Consider the following 16,054-nt stretch of genomic DNA (forward strand, 5'->3'; position numbering starts at 1 on the left):
GACACCCTCTCCCCACCCCTCCCCCGCAAGCGGGGGAGGGAGCGCGCCGCCTTCGCAGAAGCAGTGCTGGCTAAATTCCGGTCTCAACCGCCCGCATCGACTGCGGCAGCACATACGGCACGCCGTCGGCCTGATGGACGACGGCGTCGATTTCGAAGATATCGCGGATGATCTCGCGGGTGACGACTTCCGCGCGCGGGCCGTCGACGGCGAGCCTGCCGCCGCTCAGCACGACCAGCCGGTCGGCGAAGCGGATCGCGAGATTGAGGTCGTGCAGGATCGCGACGACGGCGGTGCCGCCGGCCGCACGGCGGCGCGCGGCTTCGACGAGGTCGATCTGGTGGCGCAGGTCGAGGCTCGAGGTCGGCTCGTCCAGCAGCAAAAGCCCGGGTCCACGCTCGGCTTCGCCGCAGGCGAGCTGCACCAGCACGCGGGCGAAATGGGCGCGCTGCTGCTCGCCGCCCGACAGCGTCGGCAATTGCCGTTCGCGGAAATGCGCCAGGCCCACCTCGTCCAGCGCGGCGTCGACAAGCCGGCCTGCCTCGTGTGGGCTGCGCTCGCCGGCGCCCATCAGCACGATTTCCTCGACCGTGAAGGGGAAGGTGACGTTGATATGCTGGGACAGCATCGCGCGGCGCGCGGCAAGCTCGCGCGGCGTGTAGCTTTTGATGTCGCGCTGCTTCAGCCACACCTCGCCCTGGCTCGGACGGAGGTCGCCGGAGAGCAGCCGCAGCAGCGTCGACTTGCCGGCGCCGTTCGGGCCGATGATGGCGACCATCTCGCCGGCCGCAACCGTCAGGCCGACGCCGTTGAGCAGCGTGGCGCGGCCGGCGCGCTTGCTAAGAGATGTCGCCTCGATCACTGTGCTCATAGCGCGGCCAGCCCGCGCTGCCGCAGCAGGATGCCGAGGAAGACCGGCGCGCCCACGGCGGCGGTCAAAATGCCGATCGGCATTTCCGCGGGCGTCACGATGGTGCGCGCCAGCGTGTCGGCGCCAACCATCAGGATCGCGCCGAGCAGCACGGAAGCCGGAAGCAGCAGGCGATGCGCGGGCCCGATGACGAGCCGCAGCAGATGCGGCACGACGATGCCGACGAAGCCGATCACGCCGCTGATCGACACGGCAACGCCGGTCATGGCGGAGACCATGACGATCGAGATTCGCTTCAGGCGCTCGACATCGACCCCGCCGTGGAAGGCGTCGGCCTCGCCGAGCACCAGCAGATCGAGACCGCGGGCGATGAAGGCGCAAGCTGCGAGTCCGATAACAAGGACCGGCGCGAGCACGGCGGCCTTGGTCCAGGTCGCGCCGCTCATCGAGCCGAGCATCCAGAACGTGATGTCGCGGAGCTGACGGTCGTCGGCGATGAACACCAAGAGCCCGATGCCGGCGTTGGCGATCGCGGTGATGGCGACGCCGGCAAGCAGGAAGATCGCGATCGAGGTCCGTCCCGAGCGGCTGGAGATGCCGTAGAGAATGGCGGTCGTTGCCAGCGAGCCCGCGAAGGCGGCGAGCGGCAACAGCTCGGTCTGGAGGAAGTGCAGCGCCCCGCCGAAGCGTGAATCCGTGAAGACGATCGCGCTCGCGGCGGCGAGCGCGCCGCCGCTGGAGACGCCGACGAGAGCGGGGTCGGCGAGCGGATTGCGGAACAGCCCCTGCATGATCGCGCCGGCCGCCGCCAACAGCCCGCCGACCATCGCGGTCGCGGCAATGCGGGGGATGCGGATCGACCACAGCACGAGCTGGTCACGCACCGTCATGGCATCGGCGGTCGTGTTGCCGGTGAAGCCGAGCGCAGCAGGCAGCCGGGAGAGGGGAATGCCGGCTGCGCCGACCGTAAGGGCGACGACGGCGGTGGCGACCAGTGCCGCAAGCAGAAGGGGGATCGCGAACGATGCGGACCGCCGCCCTGCGCTTCGCCGCAGGCTCCGTGCCTCGGTCCCGATCGCCACGCTCATTGCCGGCAATTCGCCGCCGACAGAGCCGACGTGAATGCGCCGCCATCGGCCAAGGCCGGATACAGCTTGACCGAGAGATCGCGCGCCGCCGCGGCCGTGCGCGGCCCGAAGCCGAGCAGATAGAGCCCGTCCATCGTGATGAAGCTCTTGCTGGCCGCGACCGGGGTCAGCGCAAAGCCGGGATGCGTGTAGACTGCATCGGCCTGCAGCGAATCCTTGCCGCGCTCGATCGACAGCACGACGTCCGGCTTTGCGGCCACGATCGCCTCGTCGCCGATGACCTTGTAGCCGTCGTAATCGCCGACGGCGTTGGCCGCGCCGGCAAGCTGGATGATCTCGTCGGCTGCGGTCTTGTGGCCGGCCACCATGGCGCGCCCGTTCTGGAGCGACATCACGAACATCACGCGCACCGGCCTCGTCACCTTGGTGCGCAGCGCGCGGAGCTGGGCGAGATCGGCACCGACGGCGGCGCTGAGGCATTCGGCGCGCGCATCGACACCCATGGCATGGCCGACCAGCTTGATCTTCTCGATCAGGCCGTCCTCGGAGAAGGTCTCTGGCACCAGCACCAGCGGCACCTTCGCCGTCTCCAGCACGTCCATGGTCTCGCGCGGGCCCGAGCCCTGGATCGCCAGGATCAGCGTCGGGTTGAGACCGAGCACGCCCTCGGCCGAGATCTGGCGCATGTAGCCGACATTGGGTTTGTCGTGCAGCGCCGCCGCGGGATAAAGGCTCGTGGTGTCGACGCCGACCAGCCTGCTTTCCAGCCCGAGCGCGTAGAGGATCTCGGTGATGGCGCCGCCGATCGAGACCGTGCGGGCAAAGTCGGCAACAGTGACGTCGCGATTGCGCGCATCATGGACCGTGATGCCGGCGGCATGCGCGCTGGACGCAAGCGCGATGGTGCCTGATAGCACGAGGTTTGCGAGGGTGCGACAAAATGTCATTGCAGGTTACTTCCGTCAGGATCAGCTTGTTTTGCGAGGTCAGTCGAAGGCGATAGCTGTCCTCGCCATGAGCGATGATGATCTCGCGCTCATGCGCAAACAGCTCGCGGCTGTCGATCCGGCTTCCGCGCATGGTGAGAGTTCTCGTTGTTGCAGAAGGACCTTGTGCCGGCCCTGCCGCATCGCCGCTATTGTCTCCTGATGTTGCCGACATAATGGGTGTGATGCGCTTTCGTAAATTCAGAGGCTGCCTGCTTGTATAGGCGGCGTCAGGCGCATTCCAACGGCGGCAATTTACAATTGATATAAACTGCAACCTGCGGTCATTGACCGTCAGAGTGTTGCCACGTAACCAAATATGGCAGCGGGCGGCATGTCCGCGCCTTGAGAAATTCAGCCAGCCAGTCGCCGCGTCGTGCGGCGCACGCCAGCCAGACGACAACAAAATTAAAGTGAAGTGCAGGCTGGGGCTGATATGGCTGACGGGGCTAGGTATTCGCGCGCCCTGATTTTGGGCGCGTCGGTGGTTTCAATTGCGGCAGTGATGCCGGCAAGCGGCTTTGCGCAGACCGCATCGCCGCAGGCCGAAAACGCGTCACCGAAGCAGGCCAAGCGCAAGCAGGCCAAGCCGCAAGCCGCACAGCAAGCGACGCCTGAAACCCTGAACGCCCGCGCCCAGGCGGGCAGCACCGCGCCTGTTCAGGTGCTCGACACCATCACGGTCGCCGCAACCAAGACCAAGGAGCGTGCGATCGATGCACTCGCGCCCGTCAGCTCGATTTCGCTCGACCAGATCCAGGGGCTCCAGCCCAACCGGCTGTCGGACATCTTCTATGCCGTGCCCGGCGTGTCGTTCCAGGAGCGCGGTGACGATCCCGCGACGGTCATCAACATCCGCGGCTTGCAGGATTTCGGCCGCGTCGCTGTCGTCGTCGACGGCGCGCGGCAGAACTACCAGCGCACCGGCCACAACGCCAACGGCTCGTTCTTCCTCGATCCTGAATTGATCGGCGGCGTCGACGTGGTGCGCGGTCCGACCGCCAACATCTATGGCTCCGGCGCGATCGGCGGCCTGGTCTCGTTCCGCACCAAGGACATCAACGACGTGCTGCGTCCCGGCGAGCGCTGGGGCGTCGATCTCTCGGGCACCTACGGCACCAACAACAATCGCGGCCTCGGCTCGGTGTTCGGCGGCGTGCGTGCCACGCCCGACGTCGATATCTTCGGCGGCGCGGTCTACCGCACGCAAGGTAATTACAAGGACGGCAACGGCACCGAGATCGGCAACACCGGCAACCAGGTCGAGGCCGGGCTGATGAAGCTCACGGTGCGGCCGGCCCTCGGTCACGAGGTCAAGTTCGGCGCCGTGTTCCAGGACTATCAATACGATATCGGCCAGCTCAATCGCGGCCCGGTGGCAACCGCGGCACAGCGCGCGCTCTATCAGGGCTCATCGGTCTATGCGTCCGACGCCAAGAACTACACCGGCACGCTGACCTGGAACTACTCGCTGCCGAGCGACAATCTGTTCGACTCGCACGTGTCGGTCTACGGCAATCGCGTCGACAACGACCAGACCAAGACCTATCACTATTCGACATCGGGCGCGGCCTATTGCGGCACCGGCAATGTCGGCAACAACATCTCCGGCTGCGTCGGCGACAAGCGTGGTTATACGCTCAATACCGTCGGCTTCGACGCCAACAACACCACGCGCTTCAATGTCGGCGACTGGCGCAATGCCGTGACCTACGGGGTCGATGCGTTCCAGGACGACGTGATCACGACCGACAGCCGGGGCAATTCCAACATCACGACGCCGAGCGGTATCCGCACTGTTTCCGGCGGCTTCGTTCAGTTGAAGCAGAATTACAGCACCTGGTTCGAGGCGGTCAGCGCGATCCGTTATGACCGCTACAATCTGCAGTCGGGCACGACGAATACGGGCGGCGACCGCTTCTCGCCGAAGATAACCCTCGGTGTCACGCCGGTCCCGGGCTTCCAGCCCTATGTCAGCTATGCCGAAGGCTATCGCGCCCCGTCGATCACGGAGACCGTGATCAATGGTGCGCATGCGACTGGCGGCAGCCCTGCTTTCTTCAACTGCCCGGATGGCACGACAGGCCTGTTCTGCTTCCTGCCCAACCCCAACCTTCGTCCCGAGGTCGGCAAGAACAAGGAAGTCGGCTTCAATCTGAAGTACGACAACATCTTCAGCGCAAACGACTCGTTCCGCGGCAAGATCAACCTGTTCCGCAACGACGTCTCCGACTACATCGATCTCGTCGCCTCGGCGCCGGTCCCGGTGCCGCCGTTCGGCTCGTTCAGCCAGTTCTACCAGTACCAGAACATCGCACAGGCCCGCATCGAGGGTTTCGAGGCGGAGACGATGTACGATGCCGGCGACTGGTTCATCGGCGTCGCCGGTCACTACATCAAGGGCAAGAACGTCCAGACCAATATCGGGCTCGCGACCATCACCCCGACCAAGGTCGTCACGACCGGCGGTGTCCGCCTGCTCGATCGCACCCTGATCCTGTCGGCGCAGTGGGCCTCGTACGGTCCGAACAACGACGTGCCCGCCAACTATATCCCGTCGACCGGGTACGACCTGGTCAACCTGTACCTGACCTACAACGCGACCAGGGATATCGTGTTCTCGGCCTCGATCGACAATCTCCTGAACCAGTACTACCGGCCTTACGCCATTCCCGGCAATTCGACCGACGGCACGTCGCAGAACGACGTGCTGTGGACGAGCCCGGGACCGGGCCGGGTCTACAAGGCCGGCATGAAGATCCACTTCGGAGGTGCGTAAGCCGGAAGGCGCCGCAACACCATAACTTCCGCCGGGCCGCGCTGATGCTCCAGCGCGGCTTCGGCGCGTTTTCGTCTTGATAGCAAGGAGAGACTTTTATGTTCATCGCAATGAATCGTTTCCAGGTGAAGCTCGGCTCGGAAGCGGCTTTCGAGACTGTCTGGCGCACCCGCGAATCCTATCTCGGCAGCATGGCGGGCTTCGTCGAATTCCATCTGCTCAAAGGGCCGGTCGCCGAGGACCACACGCTGTATTCCTCGCACACGGTGTGGGTCGACAAGGCGGCCTTCGAGGCCTGGACCCGCTCAGACGAATTCCGCCGCGCGCATGCGCGCGCCGACAACAAGACCGGCGAAAGCCTCTATCTCGGCCACCCCAAGTTCGAAGGCTTCGAGGTCATCATGACCGAGCGCAAGGCGAGCGCGGCTGCCTGAGCGGCTAGCGGAGGACCAGGCATGCTGAGCAAGGATCTCGCCGATCTCAGAGCGCATATGGCCGACAATCCCGGTGCAGTGATCGAGGACGTTGCGCGCGAGCGCAAGGTTACGCCGCGCGCGGTGATCGAGGCGCTGCCGTCGTCCATGGTGCGCGTCGGAGGCGGCGAGCATTTCGCCGCCGCCATGCAGGACATCGCGGAATGGGGCGAGGTGACGCTGATCGTCCACACCGATGACGCGATCTTCGAGTTCACCGGGGCAGTGCCGGCGGGCGAGATCGGCCGCGGCTATTTCAACCTGATGCAGCCCAAGGGATTGCACGGTCATCTCCGCCACGAGCGTTGCGCGGCCGTTGCGTTCGTCGAGCGGCCCCTCATGGGCAAGACCTCGGCCTTCATCGCCTTCGTCAATGCCGACGGCGGCATCATGTTCAAGGTGTTCGTCGGTCGCGACGAGACTCGCGCGCTGCGCAGCGACCAGCTGGAGCGGTTCCGTCAGCTCGCAGACCGGATCGCGGCGTAGCTTCTTTTTCTGTCGGGAGATCAGGATGCAAAGCAGGTCCAGGCTTCGGCACGTGATCCTAACCATCGCGCTGGCGCTCGCACCGGCGCCGGCCTTCGCCATCGATGAGGCGTTGCTGCCGCGCAATCTGTCGCCCTGGGGCATGTTTCTCGGTGCCGACAACGTCGTGAAGGCGGTGATGGTCGGGCTCGCCATCGCCTCGCTGGTGACGTGGACGGTGTGGCTCGCCAAGACCATCGAGCTGCGCCGCAAGAGCGCGCTCGCCGTGCAGCGGACGCGGGCGCTCGAGGGGCGGATGAAGCTGGCGGAGGCGGCGGAGCGGACTGGAGACGCACACGATGCCGTCGCCCAGCTCATCCAGTCCTGCGCGAAGGAGGCGGAGCTCTCCGGCGGCATCATCGATGACGGTCTTCAGGAGCGGGTGGCGCTGCGGCTGGAGCGGGTTGAGGCGGCGATGTCCCGGCAGATCGCGCGCGGCACCGGCGTGCTCGCGACCATCGGCGCCACCGCACCCTTCGTCGGCCTGTTCGGCACGGTCTGGGGCATCATGAACTCGTTCATCGGCATCTCCGAGAGCCACACCACGAGCCTCGCCGTGGTCGCGCCCGGCATTGCGGAGGCGCTGCTTGCCACCGCGCTCGGCCTCGTCGCCGCGATTCCCGCGGTGGTGATCTACAATCATCTCGTCCGCGGTATCGCCAACTATCGGGCGCTGCTCGGCGACGCCTCGGCGCAGCTGATGCTGCTGGTCAGCCGGCAGCGTGATCACAGGGAGTTCCGCCTGGCGCGGGCGGCGGAGTAGGCCATGGCTGCGAAGCTCGGCGCACGCACCGGATCGCCGCGCAAGCGCGGCGACCTTGACGATCTCGACGTCACCCATGAGATCAACGTCACGCCGTTCATCGACGTGATGCTGGTGCTGCTGATCATCTTCATGGTGGCAGCCCCACTCGCCACCGTCGACATCGGCGTCGAGTTGCCGGCAACTGCCGCCGAGCCGGCGCCGCGGCCGGACAAGCCGGTCTTCGTCACCGTGAAGCCGGACCTCTCGATTGCTGTCGGCGAGGACGTCATAGGTCGCGATGCGCTCAGCACCTCGCTCGATGCTGCCACCAAGGGTCGCAAGGACGAGCGCATCTATCTCCGCGCCGACAAGGCTGTCTCCTATGGCGACCTGATGGAGGTGATGAACACCCTGCGCAACGCCGGCTATCTCAAGGTCGCTCTCGTCGGCCTCGACGGACGCAGCTGATGGCCGCCGCGAACGCGTTTGCCCTGCACGAGCCAATTGGCGAGCGTGAAACCGCGCGCTGGGGCGTATCGGCGGGCGTGATCATGGCGTTGCATGTTGCCGCTGCGCTGCTTGCGATGAGCTGGCTCAGGACGCAGCCGGAGCAGGGCGTCAGCCTGCCGGCGATCATGGTCGACATGTCCCCGGTCACCTCGGCGCCGCAATCGACGCCGCTCGACCTCGCGCCGGGGCCGGTGATGGAGCAGGCGGACGCCTCGCCGCCGGATCAGGCGGCGCCGCAGGCAGTCGACGAGACCATTGCGCCCACGCCCCCGCAGGACAAGCCGGAGGTCGTTGCGCCGCCCGAGCAGAAGCTGAAGCAGGCGGAGGCGGAGCCCGCCAAGGTCGTCGCCGAAACCAGGCCCGAGCCGGTCAAGCCGAAGGTGGTTCGTCCCGAGGCGAAGAAGCCGAGCCACACGACGCCGGCCCCACGCACCACGGCCTCGGCGCGCGCGGAGCGGCAGGCTCCGGCCGCATCGGCCGTGAGCGCGGGCGCATCGGCGGCAGCGATCGCGTCCTATAACCAGATGGTGGCGGCGCATCTGCAGCGCTTCAAGCAATATCCGCCGGCCTCGAAAGCCGCCGGCGAGAACGGCGTCGCGCGGCTGAGCTTCACACTCAGTCGCAGCGGGCAGGTTCTCGGCAGCCGTCTTGCCGGTTCGTCCGGCTATTCGGCACTCGACGCCGAGACCATGGCGATGGTCCGCCGGGCGCAGCCCTTTCCGGCGTTTCCACCCGACATCACGCATGCCACGATGAGCTTCACCGTGCCGGTCTCGTTCTCGATCCGGTAGCGGCCTTCTTCACCTCGCCCCGCTTGCGGGGAGAGGTCGGATTGCACCTGGCGATGCGGAGCATCGTCCAGCGCAATCCGGGTGAGGGGGACTCTCCGCGAGTCCGTCTCTTACCGTGATCGTTGAAGCAGCCCCTCACCCCAACCCTCTCAGCGCGAGCGAAGCTCGTCGCGCCCCCGTAAGAGCGGGGAGAGGGAGAAGAGAGAGCGTCGTCTTACTTCGCCTTCAGGAAGTCCGCGACTTCGAGCAGCATGAACTCGTCGTCATCGGCCTTGTTGGGATCGCGGCTGGAGGAGAACGGCAGGTTGTTGTCGTTGCCGACGATGATGTGGGTGTCGTCGACGCGGTCGACGTTCTCGATGGTGAAGAACGGGAAGGTGTAGACACCGTCATTGAGCGGCTTCCTCGCCTTCTTGTCGGGATCCCTGATCTTCATCAGGTCGATATAGCCGATCTTGCGCACGGGCTTGCCGACATTGGCGTCCGTCAGCTCGATCTTGTAGATGCGCTTGAACTTGGCGAGATCAGGAAAGCAGTTCTCGCCGCGCTGGCCTTGCGGGCAGGCCTTGTCGGCGGTGCCTTCGCCATTGTCGCGCTCGATGATGAGGCCGGAGGCCTGATCGATCATGTTGAAGTCGCCGATGGCGTTGCCGTTCTGCTCGAACACATATTGCCAGTAGCGGCCGGTGAACTTCTCGGCAGCGACGTCGAATTCGAGGATGCGGGAGGCTTCCTTGCCGTCGACCTTCTCCCAATCCTTCTTGTCGGCATCCCACAGCGGCCCCTCGAGCAGGCCGTAGAGGAATTTTCCGTCCTTCGACGCGGCGAAGCCCTCATAGCCCTTGGAGCGGCGGAGATTGACGTTGGTGTAGGTCGCGCCCGGGGCACCCGGGGTAGCCACCGCCCAGTTGTCCGGCGAGCGCACCGGCTTGCCGTCGGCAACCGTCTCGAACACGCCGAGGATTTTTCCCGTCTTGTCGGCCTTCAGGATGTAGGGGCCGAACTCGTCACCGATCCAGAAGACATCACCGATGATCTGGAAGCCCTCGGTGTCGAAGTCCGAGCCGGTGAGGTAACGCTTCTGGGTGTCCTCATGCACGATGCGGAAGGGGACGCGTCTGTCGGGATCGTGCAGGAAGACGGTCTCCAGGCGCTCGATCTTGCCGTTCGCCCAGTCCATCTTGTAGCGGTTGAGATACAGCATCGAATCCGGCGAGTTGGCGCGCGCGCCCATGCCGTTGTCGGTGATCACCCAGTAGCTGCCGTCGGGCATGTGCTTGATGCCGGAATGGCCCTGCAGCGGCTGGCCCTTGAACGGCAGCGACACGCCGGTCGGACGCTCATAGGACTTGCCCATGACGGTGCCGAGCGCGTCGATGCGCTTGCCGGTCGTGTACTTGCCCGAGGTCTTGAGATCGGCGGGCGCATCCGCCGGCGCGTCGATGAAGGTGGCGGCCGGCATCACCACGTGGCCGGCGAGCTTGGCCGGGAATTCGCCCTCGCTCTGCGCGAGCGCGGTGCTCGCGGTGAGAATGATCGTTGCGACGGTGCTGAGAAAAGTCGCGCGCATGTGCGTCTCCTGTTGGCGGATGCACGCGTTATGCGGATGGCCTATTGCAGTTTTGTGAAACCGGGCCAAACGCCGCAGCTCTCTCCCGCCCCCGATCGAATCTCGCGAGGGTAGCCGCCGGCGCGGCGACCTCGCGAAATCCGACAAGGTTAGGCGATCTTGCGGGCCAGGAAATCGCGGATCAGGGGAGTGACCTCGTCGAACCTGTCCTCGAGCAGGAAATGACCGGAGTTGATCAGATGAAATTCCACCTGGGGCAGGTCGCGCTTGTAGGGATGGGCACCGTCGGCGGGAAAGATGAAATCGTTCTTGCCCCAGACGATCAGCGTCGGCGGCTTGTGCTTGCGGAAGTAGGCCTGCACCGCCGGATACAGCGGCAAATTGGTTCGATAGTCGTAGAACATGTCGAGCTGAACGTCGTTGTTGCCCGGCCGGTCCAGCAGCGCCTGATCATGGATCCAGTTGTCGGGCGAGATCCGGCTCGCGTCCGACATGCCGTCGGTGTACTGAAATTTAGTCGTCTCCAGCGTCAACAGCTTCATCAGCGCCTGACGGCTCGCGTCGGAGCCGTCGGCCCAGTATTGCTTGATCGGATTCCAGAACTCCTTCAATCCTTCATCGTAGGCGTTGCCGTTCTGAACGATGAGGCCGCTGATGCGCTCGGGATGCTTCAGCGCTAGCCGCCAGCCGACCGGGGCACCGTAATCCATGACATACATCGCGTAGCGCTTGACGCCGAGCTGGTCGAGCAGGCCGTCGACGAGCTCGCCGAAGCGATCGAACGTGTACTTGAATGACGCCCGCGGCGGCATGTCGCTCTGGCCGTAGCCGGGATAATCGGGAGCGATCACGTGATACCGATCCGCCAGAGCCGGAATCAGGTTGCGGAACATGTGGGAGGAGGTCGGAAAACCGTGCAGCAGCAGCACCACGGGCGCATCCTTCGGCCCGGCTTCGCGATAGAAGATCTTGATGCCGTCGACGGTCTTGGTCCGATGGTACGTGACCGGATAGCCGCCGCCGCTTTCGGAGCGATCGCGTTGCGGCTTTGCCGCGGCAGCCGGCGCAGCCGCAGCAACGGCAACTCCGGATAGGCCAAGGATGAGGTGTCGGCGATCGAGGCCGGCTGATGGGCGTGTGATGTTCTCGGTGGTCATGTCGATCTCCCAGTCAAATCGGTGATAATTGTATTCGTCGGTCGCCGCGAGCCCGGCGCTGGATTCTGCGATGACGGCTGTCAATGCAGCCGGCGGCCGTGTGATCGGCGGGCTTGTGGTCGGTGCGCCAGGGGATGCCGAAGGCAGATCCAATTCCACGCTGCCTTCGCGCGTCAGGCCGAGGTGCCGCAATTGCGAGCAGCCGAATGCTGTCCGGCATTCGTCGGTTGATCGTTTTCCAGGCAAGCTTCCAGCCGTCCCATTCCAAATCCGCAGCAAGCTTCGGGTAACCGATTGCGACCGGCGGGATCAGTCCATATGATCGAGAAGCTACTTCTCAGGTTACGGAAAGACGCGTCTGATGGACCGGCTGGAGGCGATGTCGGTGATCATCGCCGTCAATGATACAGGAAGCTTCTCGGCAGCCTCCCGGCGCCTCCATATGCCGGTCGCAACAGTCAGCCGAACGGTTGCCGAGCTGGAGGCGCGGCTGAACGCCCAGCTGTTTCAGAGGTCGTCGCGCCAGATGACGCTGACCGATGCGGGGCGATCCTATATCGAGGCCTGCAAGCGGATCATCGAGCAGGTGGACGATGCCGAGAGGGAGGTCTCCGGCGAGTACAGAAGTCCGAGGGGCGATCTCGCGGTCACGTCGCCGTGGGGACTGGGCCACATGCACCTTCTGCCGATCGCGCTCGAGTTCATGGAGGCTTATCCCGAGATCGCGCTGCGGCTCGTCCTCACCGACCGCATCGTCAACACCGTCGACGAGAATATCGATGTGTCGATTCGGATCGGCAGTCTGCCGGACAGCAACCTGATCGCGACCCGGGTTGGCTCGGTCCGGTTCGTGCTCTGCGCCAGTCCCGGATACCTCGCGAAGCGGGGGCATCCGAACGAGCCCGCCGATCTCGCTTCGCACGATTGTATCGGCGTCGACAGCCATGCGGCGCAGAAGAGCTGGAAGTTCGTCATGGACGGCAGCGAAGTCACGGTGCCGATACGATCGAGATTGACGGTGAGCGATTCGGAGGCCGCGGTCGAAGCTGCCGTCGCAGGTGCCGGCATCGCGCGCGTGATGTCCTACAAGATGGAGGACGCGCGGCGTGCCGGCAAGGTTGTCCTCATGCTGGAGGAATTCGAGCAGGAGCCCTGGCCGGTGCATTTCGTCTATGCAGAGCGAAAGCCTGCGCCGCTCAAGCTCCGCGCCTTTCTGGATTGGGCCACCCCGCGCCTCAAGGCTCGGCTTGCCTAGTTCTGTTACTCCTTCACCGCGCCGGTGAGCGAGGACACGTAATAGTCCACGAACAGCGAGTAGAAGATCGCGACCGGCAGCGAGCCGAGCAGCGAGCCCGCCATCAGCGCACCCCATTGGTAGACGTCGCCGGTGACGAGCTCGGTCAGGATCGCGACCGGCACGGTCTTGTTGGCGCCGCTCTGGATGAAGGCGAGTGCGTAGATGAACTCGTTCCAGGACAGCGTGAAGGAGAAGATGCCGGCCGAGATCAGGCCGGGCACCGCCAGCGGCAGCGTGATCCGGCGCAGGATCTGGAGCCGCGTGGCGCCGTCGACCAGCGCGCATTCCTCGAGCTCGTAGGGGATCGACTTGAAATAGCCGATCAGGAGCCAGGTGCAGAACGGCACCAGGAAGGTCGGATAGACCAGGATCAGCGCCAGCGGCGAGTCGAACAGGCCGAACTGCACCACGACGGTGGCGAGCGGAATGAACAGGATCGACGGCGGTACGAGATAGGCCAGATAAATGCCGAGGCCGACATAGGGACTGCCGCGGAAACGCAGGCGTTCGATCGCGTAGGCCGCCAGCGTAGACGCGATTAGCGACAGCGTGGTCGAGCCGATCGCGACGAGCATCGTCGTCTTGAGCCAGCGTGGATAGGCGGTGTCGAACAACAGATGCTTGATGTGGGCGAGCGTCGGCGAGGAGATCCAGAACGGATTGTGGTCTTTGTAGTTCATCAGTTCCGCGTTCGGCTTGAACGAGGTGATCGCCATCCAGTAGAACGGGAACAGCAGGATCAGCACGAAGCAGCCGAGCGGCAGGTAGATCATCATCAGCCGCCGCAGCCCGGAATCCCAGGCCATGGTGTCGGGTGCTGCCTTGGTGACGGAGGAGCCTTGCGCGACGGCGTCAGTCATTGGCCTCTCCCTGCTGCCATTTGCGGCGCGCCAGGCCGAAATAGGAGAACAGCGTCGCGAACACCAGGAACGGGATCATCGACACTGCGATCGCGGCGCCTTCGCCGAGCTCGCCGCCGGCGATGCCGCGCTGGAAGGCCAGCGTCGCCAGCAAATGGGTTGAGTTCACCGGACCGCCGCGGGTGATGGCGTAGACGAGCTGGAAGTCGGTGAAGGTGAAGATGATCGAGAACGTCATGACGATGGCGAGGATCGGCATCATCATCGGAAAGGTGATGTAGCGGAAGCGCTGCCAGGCGCTGGCGCCGTCGAGCATCGCGGCCTCGTAGAGCGAGGGAGAGATGGTCTGCAGGCCCGCCAGCAGCGAGATCGCGACGAAGGGAATGCCGCGCCAGATATTGGCGGCGATCAGCGAGAAGCGCGCCGGCCAGGGCGAGCCGAGGAAGTCGATATTGCTGGACCTCCAGTGCAGCACGTCGACCAGGAGATAAGAGATGATCGAGAATTGCGGATCGTAGATCCACCAGAACGCCAGCGCCGAGAGCACCGTCGGTACGATCCAGGGCAGCAGCACGATGGCGCGCAGCACGCTCTTGAACGGGAAATGGTTGTTGAGCAGCAGCGCGAGCCAGAAGCCGAGCGCGAACTTTCCGAAGGTCGCGATTGCCGTGTAGAACACGCTGTAGAACACCGCGTTCCACCACAGGGGATCGGTGAGCAGATACTGGAAGTTCTCGAGGCCGACAAAGATGCCGCGCCGCCCGATCGTGGTGTCGGTGAAGGCGAGCCAGACGCCGAGGCCGAGCGGATAGGTGAGGAAGACGGCAAGCAGCCCGAGCGCCGGCGCAAGGCACATCGCGATCAGGAACGGCTTGTAGTCGAACAGCCGCACGATCCAGTTCGGCTGCCGCTGCGCCAGCGCGGGAGAAGAGAGGGTGGTCACGGACATTAGTCTGTTGTCCTGTTCTAAGCTTTCACCACGTCGTCATTGCGAGGAGCGAAGTGACGAAGCAATCCAGGCTGTCGCTGCGGGGACGGACTGGATTGCTTCGCTTCGCTCGTAATGACGATCTCTACTTCTGCCGCCGGAAGTACCGCTTGCAGCGCTGCTCGGCTTCCGCGGCCGCGGCTTCCGGCGTGGCAGCGCCGGTGGCGACAGATGCGCACATCTGAATCAGCACATAATCGGCGCTGACCGCACCGGTCGCGGTCGAGATCGGGCCCTTGTAGCCGTCATAGTAGGTGCTGTTCATCGTGTCCTTGAACAGCCTCACCTTGGGATCCTGCGACCACACGGCGGCCTCGGCATAGGCGGCCAGCGGCTGGGACCAGTAGCCGGAGTTGGCATTGAGCCACGGCTCGTACTGATCCTTTTCCATCATGTATTGCAGGAAGGCCTTTGCGGCGTTGGGGTACGGGCTGTGCTTGAACACCATGGCGTTCAGGGTCAGGCCCGCCATCGGAGAGACCTTGGCGAGGCCCTTGGGCAGCAACTGATGCTCGCTGTCCTCGGCAATCGCCTTGGTTGCCGGGTCGTTCTTGAGCGAGAAGTACAGCGAGACGCCGTTGGCCGTCAGCGAGATCTCCTGCGAGGAATAGGCGCGGTTGTTGCTGACGTCGTTCCAGGACGGCGTGCCGGCGATGAAGGTCGGATACAGCTCCTTGACCCAGTTCAGTGCGGCGATCGTCTCCTTGCTGTTGATGGTGACGTTGCCCTCCTCGTCGAGCAGGGAGGCGTTGTGCGACCACAGCGCCCAGTTGGCGAATCCGTTGCCGTCGCCCTTGGCATTGCCGAGCGCGAAGCCGACCGATTGCAGGACCGATTTGCGGTAGATCAGGGGACCCGCAGTGGCGCCGAACGGCAGTCCGATCCAGGCCTCGCTCTTGTTCTTCTTGCCGTAGCGTTGCGCCAGCGGCAGCCAGCCCCCGTATCGCTTGCCGAGATAGTCGGCGACGTCGGTGAGCTCGATCAGCTTGTCGATGTAAATGTGCGGCGCGTCGGAGAAGCCGATGATGATGTCGGGGCCGGCGCCGGAATTCGAGGTCACCGCGGTCTGCTGGTTGATATCCTCCCAGCCGACGAAGTCGACCTTGACCTCGACCCCGGTGTCCTTGGTGAACTTTGCCGCGTTGGCGCGGAACACGTCCTCATCGGCCTGGACGAAGCGCACCGGGCGCAGCATGCGTAGCGATGCGCCCTTCTCGATGTCGCGCTTGGGTGCCGGAACATCGGCAGCTCTAATGTTGGATGTTTGCGCTGCAGCACCGGTGGCCGCGAGCGTTGCAGCGGACAGGCCCAGCGCCAAGGCATCACGACGTGTGATGTCGTTCCTCATCAGTACCTCCCTATATGTTCCCTTCCCGGCGTTGATCGCCGGTGAAGGGTCTTTCCAGTTCCGGCG

General features: G+C 64.6%; 15 protein-coding genes and 1 pseudogene. 7 read left to right on the top strand and 9 right to left on the bottom strand.

Going from position 1 to position 16,054, the window contains the following annotated elements; translation table 11 throughout:
• Window positions 1–70 precede the first annotated feature (70 nt).
• The 4 genes and pseudogenes from JQ635_RS30560 to JQ635_RS39080 form a co-directional block, all read right to left on the bottom strand.
• Window positions 71–871, bottom strand: coding sequence for a heme ABC transporter ATP-binding protein (locus tag JQ635_RS30560; RefSeq protein WP_211413503.1), 801 nt, complete (start codon window positions 869–871; stop codon window positions 71–73).
• The gene (locus JQ635_RS30565) at window positions 868–1,959 is read right to left on the bottom strand and encodes a FecCD family ABC transporter permease (RefSeq protein ID WP_211413504.1); all 1,092 of its coding nucleotides are present in this window, start codon (window positions 1,957–1,959) and stop codon (window positions 868–870) included. Before JQ635_RS30565 ends, JQ635_RS30560 begins: the two co-directional genes overlap by 4 nt.
• Complete coding sequence (locus tag JQ635_RS30570) at window positions 1,956–2,906, bottom strand: heme/hemin ABC transporter substrate-binding protein (RefSeq protein WP_211413505.1); 951 nt, start codon at window positions 2,904–2,906, stop codon at window positions 1,956–1,958. Before JQ635_RS30570 ends, JQ635_RS30565 begins: the two co-directional genes overlap by 4 nt.
• A gap of 10 nt (window positions 2,907–2,916) precedes the next feature.
• A pseudogene (locus JQ635_RS39080) lies at window positions 2,917–3,120 on the bottom strand (hemin uptake protein HemP); the annotation flags it as partial.
• Between the two features lie 261 nt (window positions 3,121–3,381).
• Between JQ635_RS39080 and JQ635_RS30580 the strand changes: the two are divergent.
• The 6 genes from JQ635_RS30580 (at window position 3,382) to JQ635_RS30605 (ending at window position 8,768) form a co-directional block, all read left to right on the top strand.
• Window positions 3,382–5,724 (top strand): TonB-dependent hemoglobin/transferrin/lactoferrin family receptor, encoded by a 2,343-nt coding sequence (locus tag JQ635_RS30580; RefSeq protein ID WP_211413506.1) that lies wholly within the window; start codon window positions 3,382–3,384, stop codon window positions 5,722–5,724.
• Window positions 5,725–5,822: 98 nt separating this feature from the next.
• Window positions 5,823–6,158: an antibiotic biosynthesis monooxygenase family protein gene (locus JQ635_RS30585; protein ID WP_211413507.1), complete on the top strand. Its 336-nt coding sequence runs from the start codon at window positions 5,823–5,825 to the stop codon at window positions 6,156–6,158.
• Between the two features lie 21 nt (window positions 6,159–6,179).
• Window positions 6,180–6,683 (top strand): heme utilization cystosolic carrier protein HutX, encoded by a 504-nt coding sequence (hutX, locus tag JQ635_RS30590; RefSeq protein WP_211413508.1) that lies wholly within the window; start codon window positions 6,180–6,182, stop codon window positions 6,681–6,683.
• A gap of 25 nt (window positions 6,684–6,708) precedes the next feature.
• Complete coding sequence (gene exbB, locus JQ635_RS30595) at window positions 6,709–7,485, top strand: tonB-system energizer ExbB (RefSeq protein WP_211413509.1); 777 nt, start codon at window positions 6,709–6,711, stop codon at window positions 7,483–7,485.
• Between the two features lie 3 nt (window positions 7,486–7,488).
• Window positions 7,489–7,935: a TonB system transport protein ExbD gene (gene exbD / locus JQ635_RS30600; protein ID WP_211413510.1), complete on the top strand. Its 447-nt coding sequence runs from the start codon at window positions 7,489–7,491 to the stop codon at window positions 7,933–7,935.
• Window positions 7,935–8,768 carry an energy transducer TonB family protein gene (locus JQ635_RS30605; RefSeq protein WP_211413511.1) on the top strand — a complete coding sequence of 278 codons (834 nt, stop codon included), beginning with the start codon at window positions 7,935–7,937 and terminating at the stop codon, window positions 8,766–8,768. The genes exbD and JQ635_RS30605 overlap by 1 nt, the downstream gene beginning before the upstream one ends.
• Window positions 8,769–8,982: 214 nt before the next feature.
• Here JQ635_RS30605 and JQ635_RS30610 read toward each other — a convergent pair whose 3' ends face one another.
• Together JQ635_RS30610 and JQ635_RS30615 are read right to left on the bottom strand one after the other, a co-directional pair.
• Window positions 8,983–10,338: an esterase-like activity of phytase family protein gene (locus tag JQ635_RS30610; protein ID WP_211413512.1), complete on the bottom strand. Its 1,356-nt coding sequence runs from the start codon at window positions 10,336–10,338 to the stop codon at window positions 8,983–8,985.
• A 149-nt stretch (window positions 10,339–10,487) separates the two neighbouring features.
• Entirely contained in the window at window positions 10,488–11,495 is a 1,008-nt protein-coding gene (locus JQ635_RS30615; protein ID WP_211413513.1) for an alpha/beta fold hydrolase, read from the bottom strand.
• 361 nt (window positions 11,496–11,856) lie between these two features.
• Between JQ635_RS30615 and JQ635_RS30620 the strand changes: the two genes are divergently transcribed.
• Complete coding sequence (locus JQ635_RS30620) at window positions 11,857–12,750, top strand: LysR family transcriptional regulator (protein WP_211413514.1); 894 nt, start codon at window positions 11,857–11,859, stop codon at window positions 12,748–12,750.
• Between the two features lie 5 nt (window positions 12,751–12,755).
• Here the strand turns inward: JQ635_RS30620 and JQ635_RS30625 are convergent, their stop codons facing one another.
• The 3 genes from JQ635_RS30625 to JQ635_RS30635 form a co-directional block, all read right to left on the bottom strand.
• Window positions 12,756–13,598, bottom strand: a complete 843-nt coding sequence (locus tag JQ635_RS30625; RefSeq protein ID WP_246929963.1) for a carbohydrate ABC transporter permease — start codon at window positions 13,596–13,598, stop codon at window positions 12,756–12,758.
• Between the two features lie 46 nt (window positions 13,599–13,644).
• Window positions 13,645–14,601: a carbohydrate ABC transporter permease gene (locus JQ635_RS30630; protein WP_211413516.1), complete on the bottom strand. Its 957-nt coding sequence runs from the start codon at window positions 14,599–14,601 to the stop codon at window positions 13,645–13,647.
• A 124-nt stretch (window positions 14,602–14,725) separates the two neighbouring features.
• Window positions 14,726–15,988 carry an ABC transporter substrate-binding protein gene (locus JQ635_RS30635; RefSeq protein ID WP_211413517.1) on the bottom strand — a complete coding sequence of 421 codons (1,263 nt, stop codon included), beginning with the start codon at window positions 15,986–15,988 and terminating at the stop codon, window positions 14,726–14,728.
• Window positions 15,989–16,054: the final 66 nt, after the last annotated feature.

This window comes from Bradyrhizobium iriomotense, from assembly GCF_018130765.1.
Lineage (GTDB): Bacteria > Pseudomonadota > Alphaproteobacteria > Rhizobiales > Xanthobacteraceae > Bradyrhizobium > Bradyrhizobium iriomotense_A.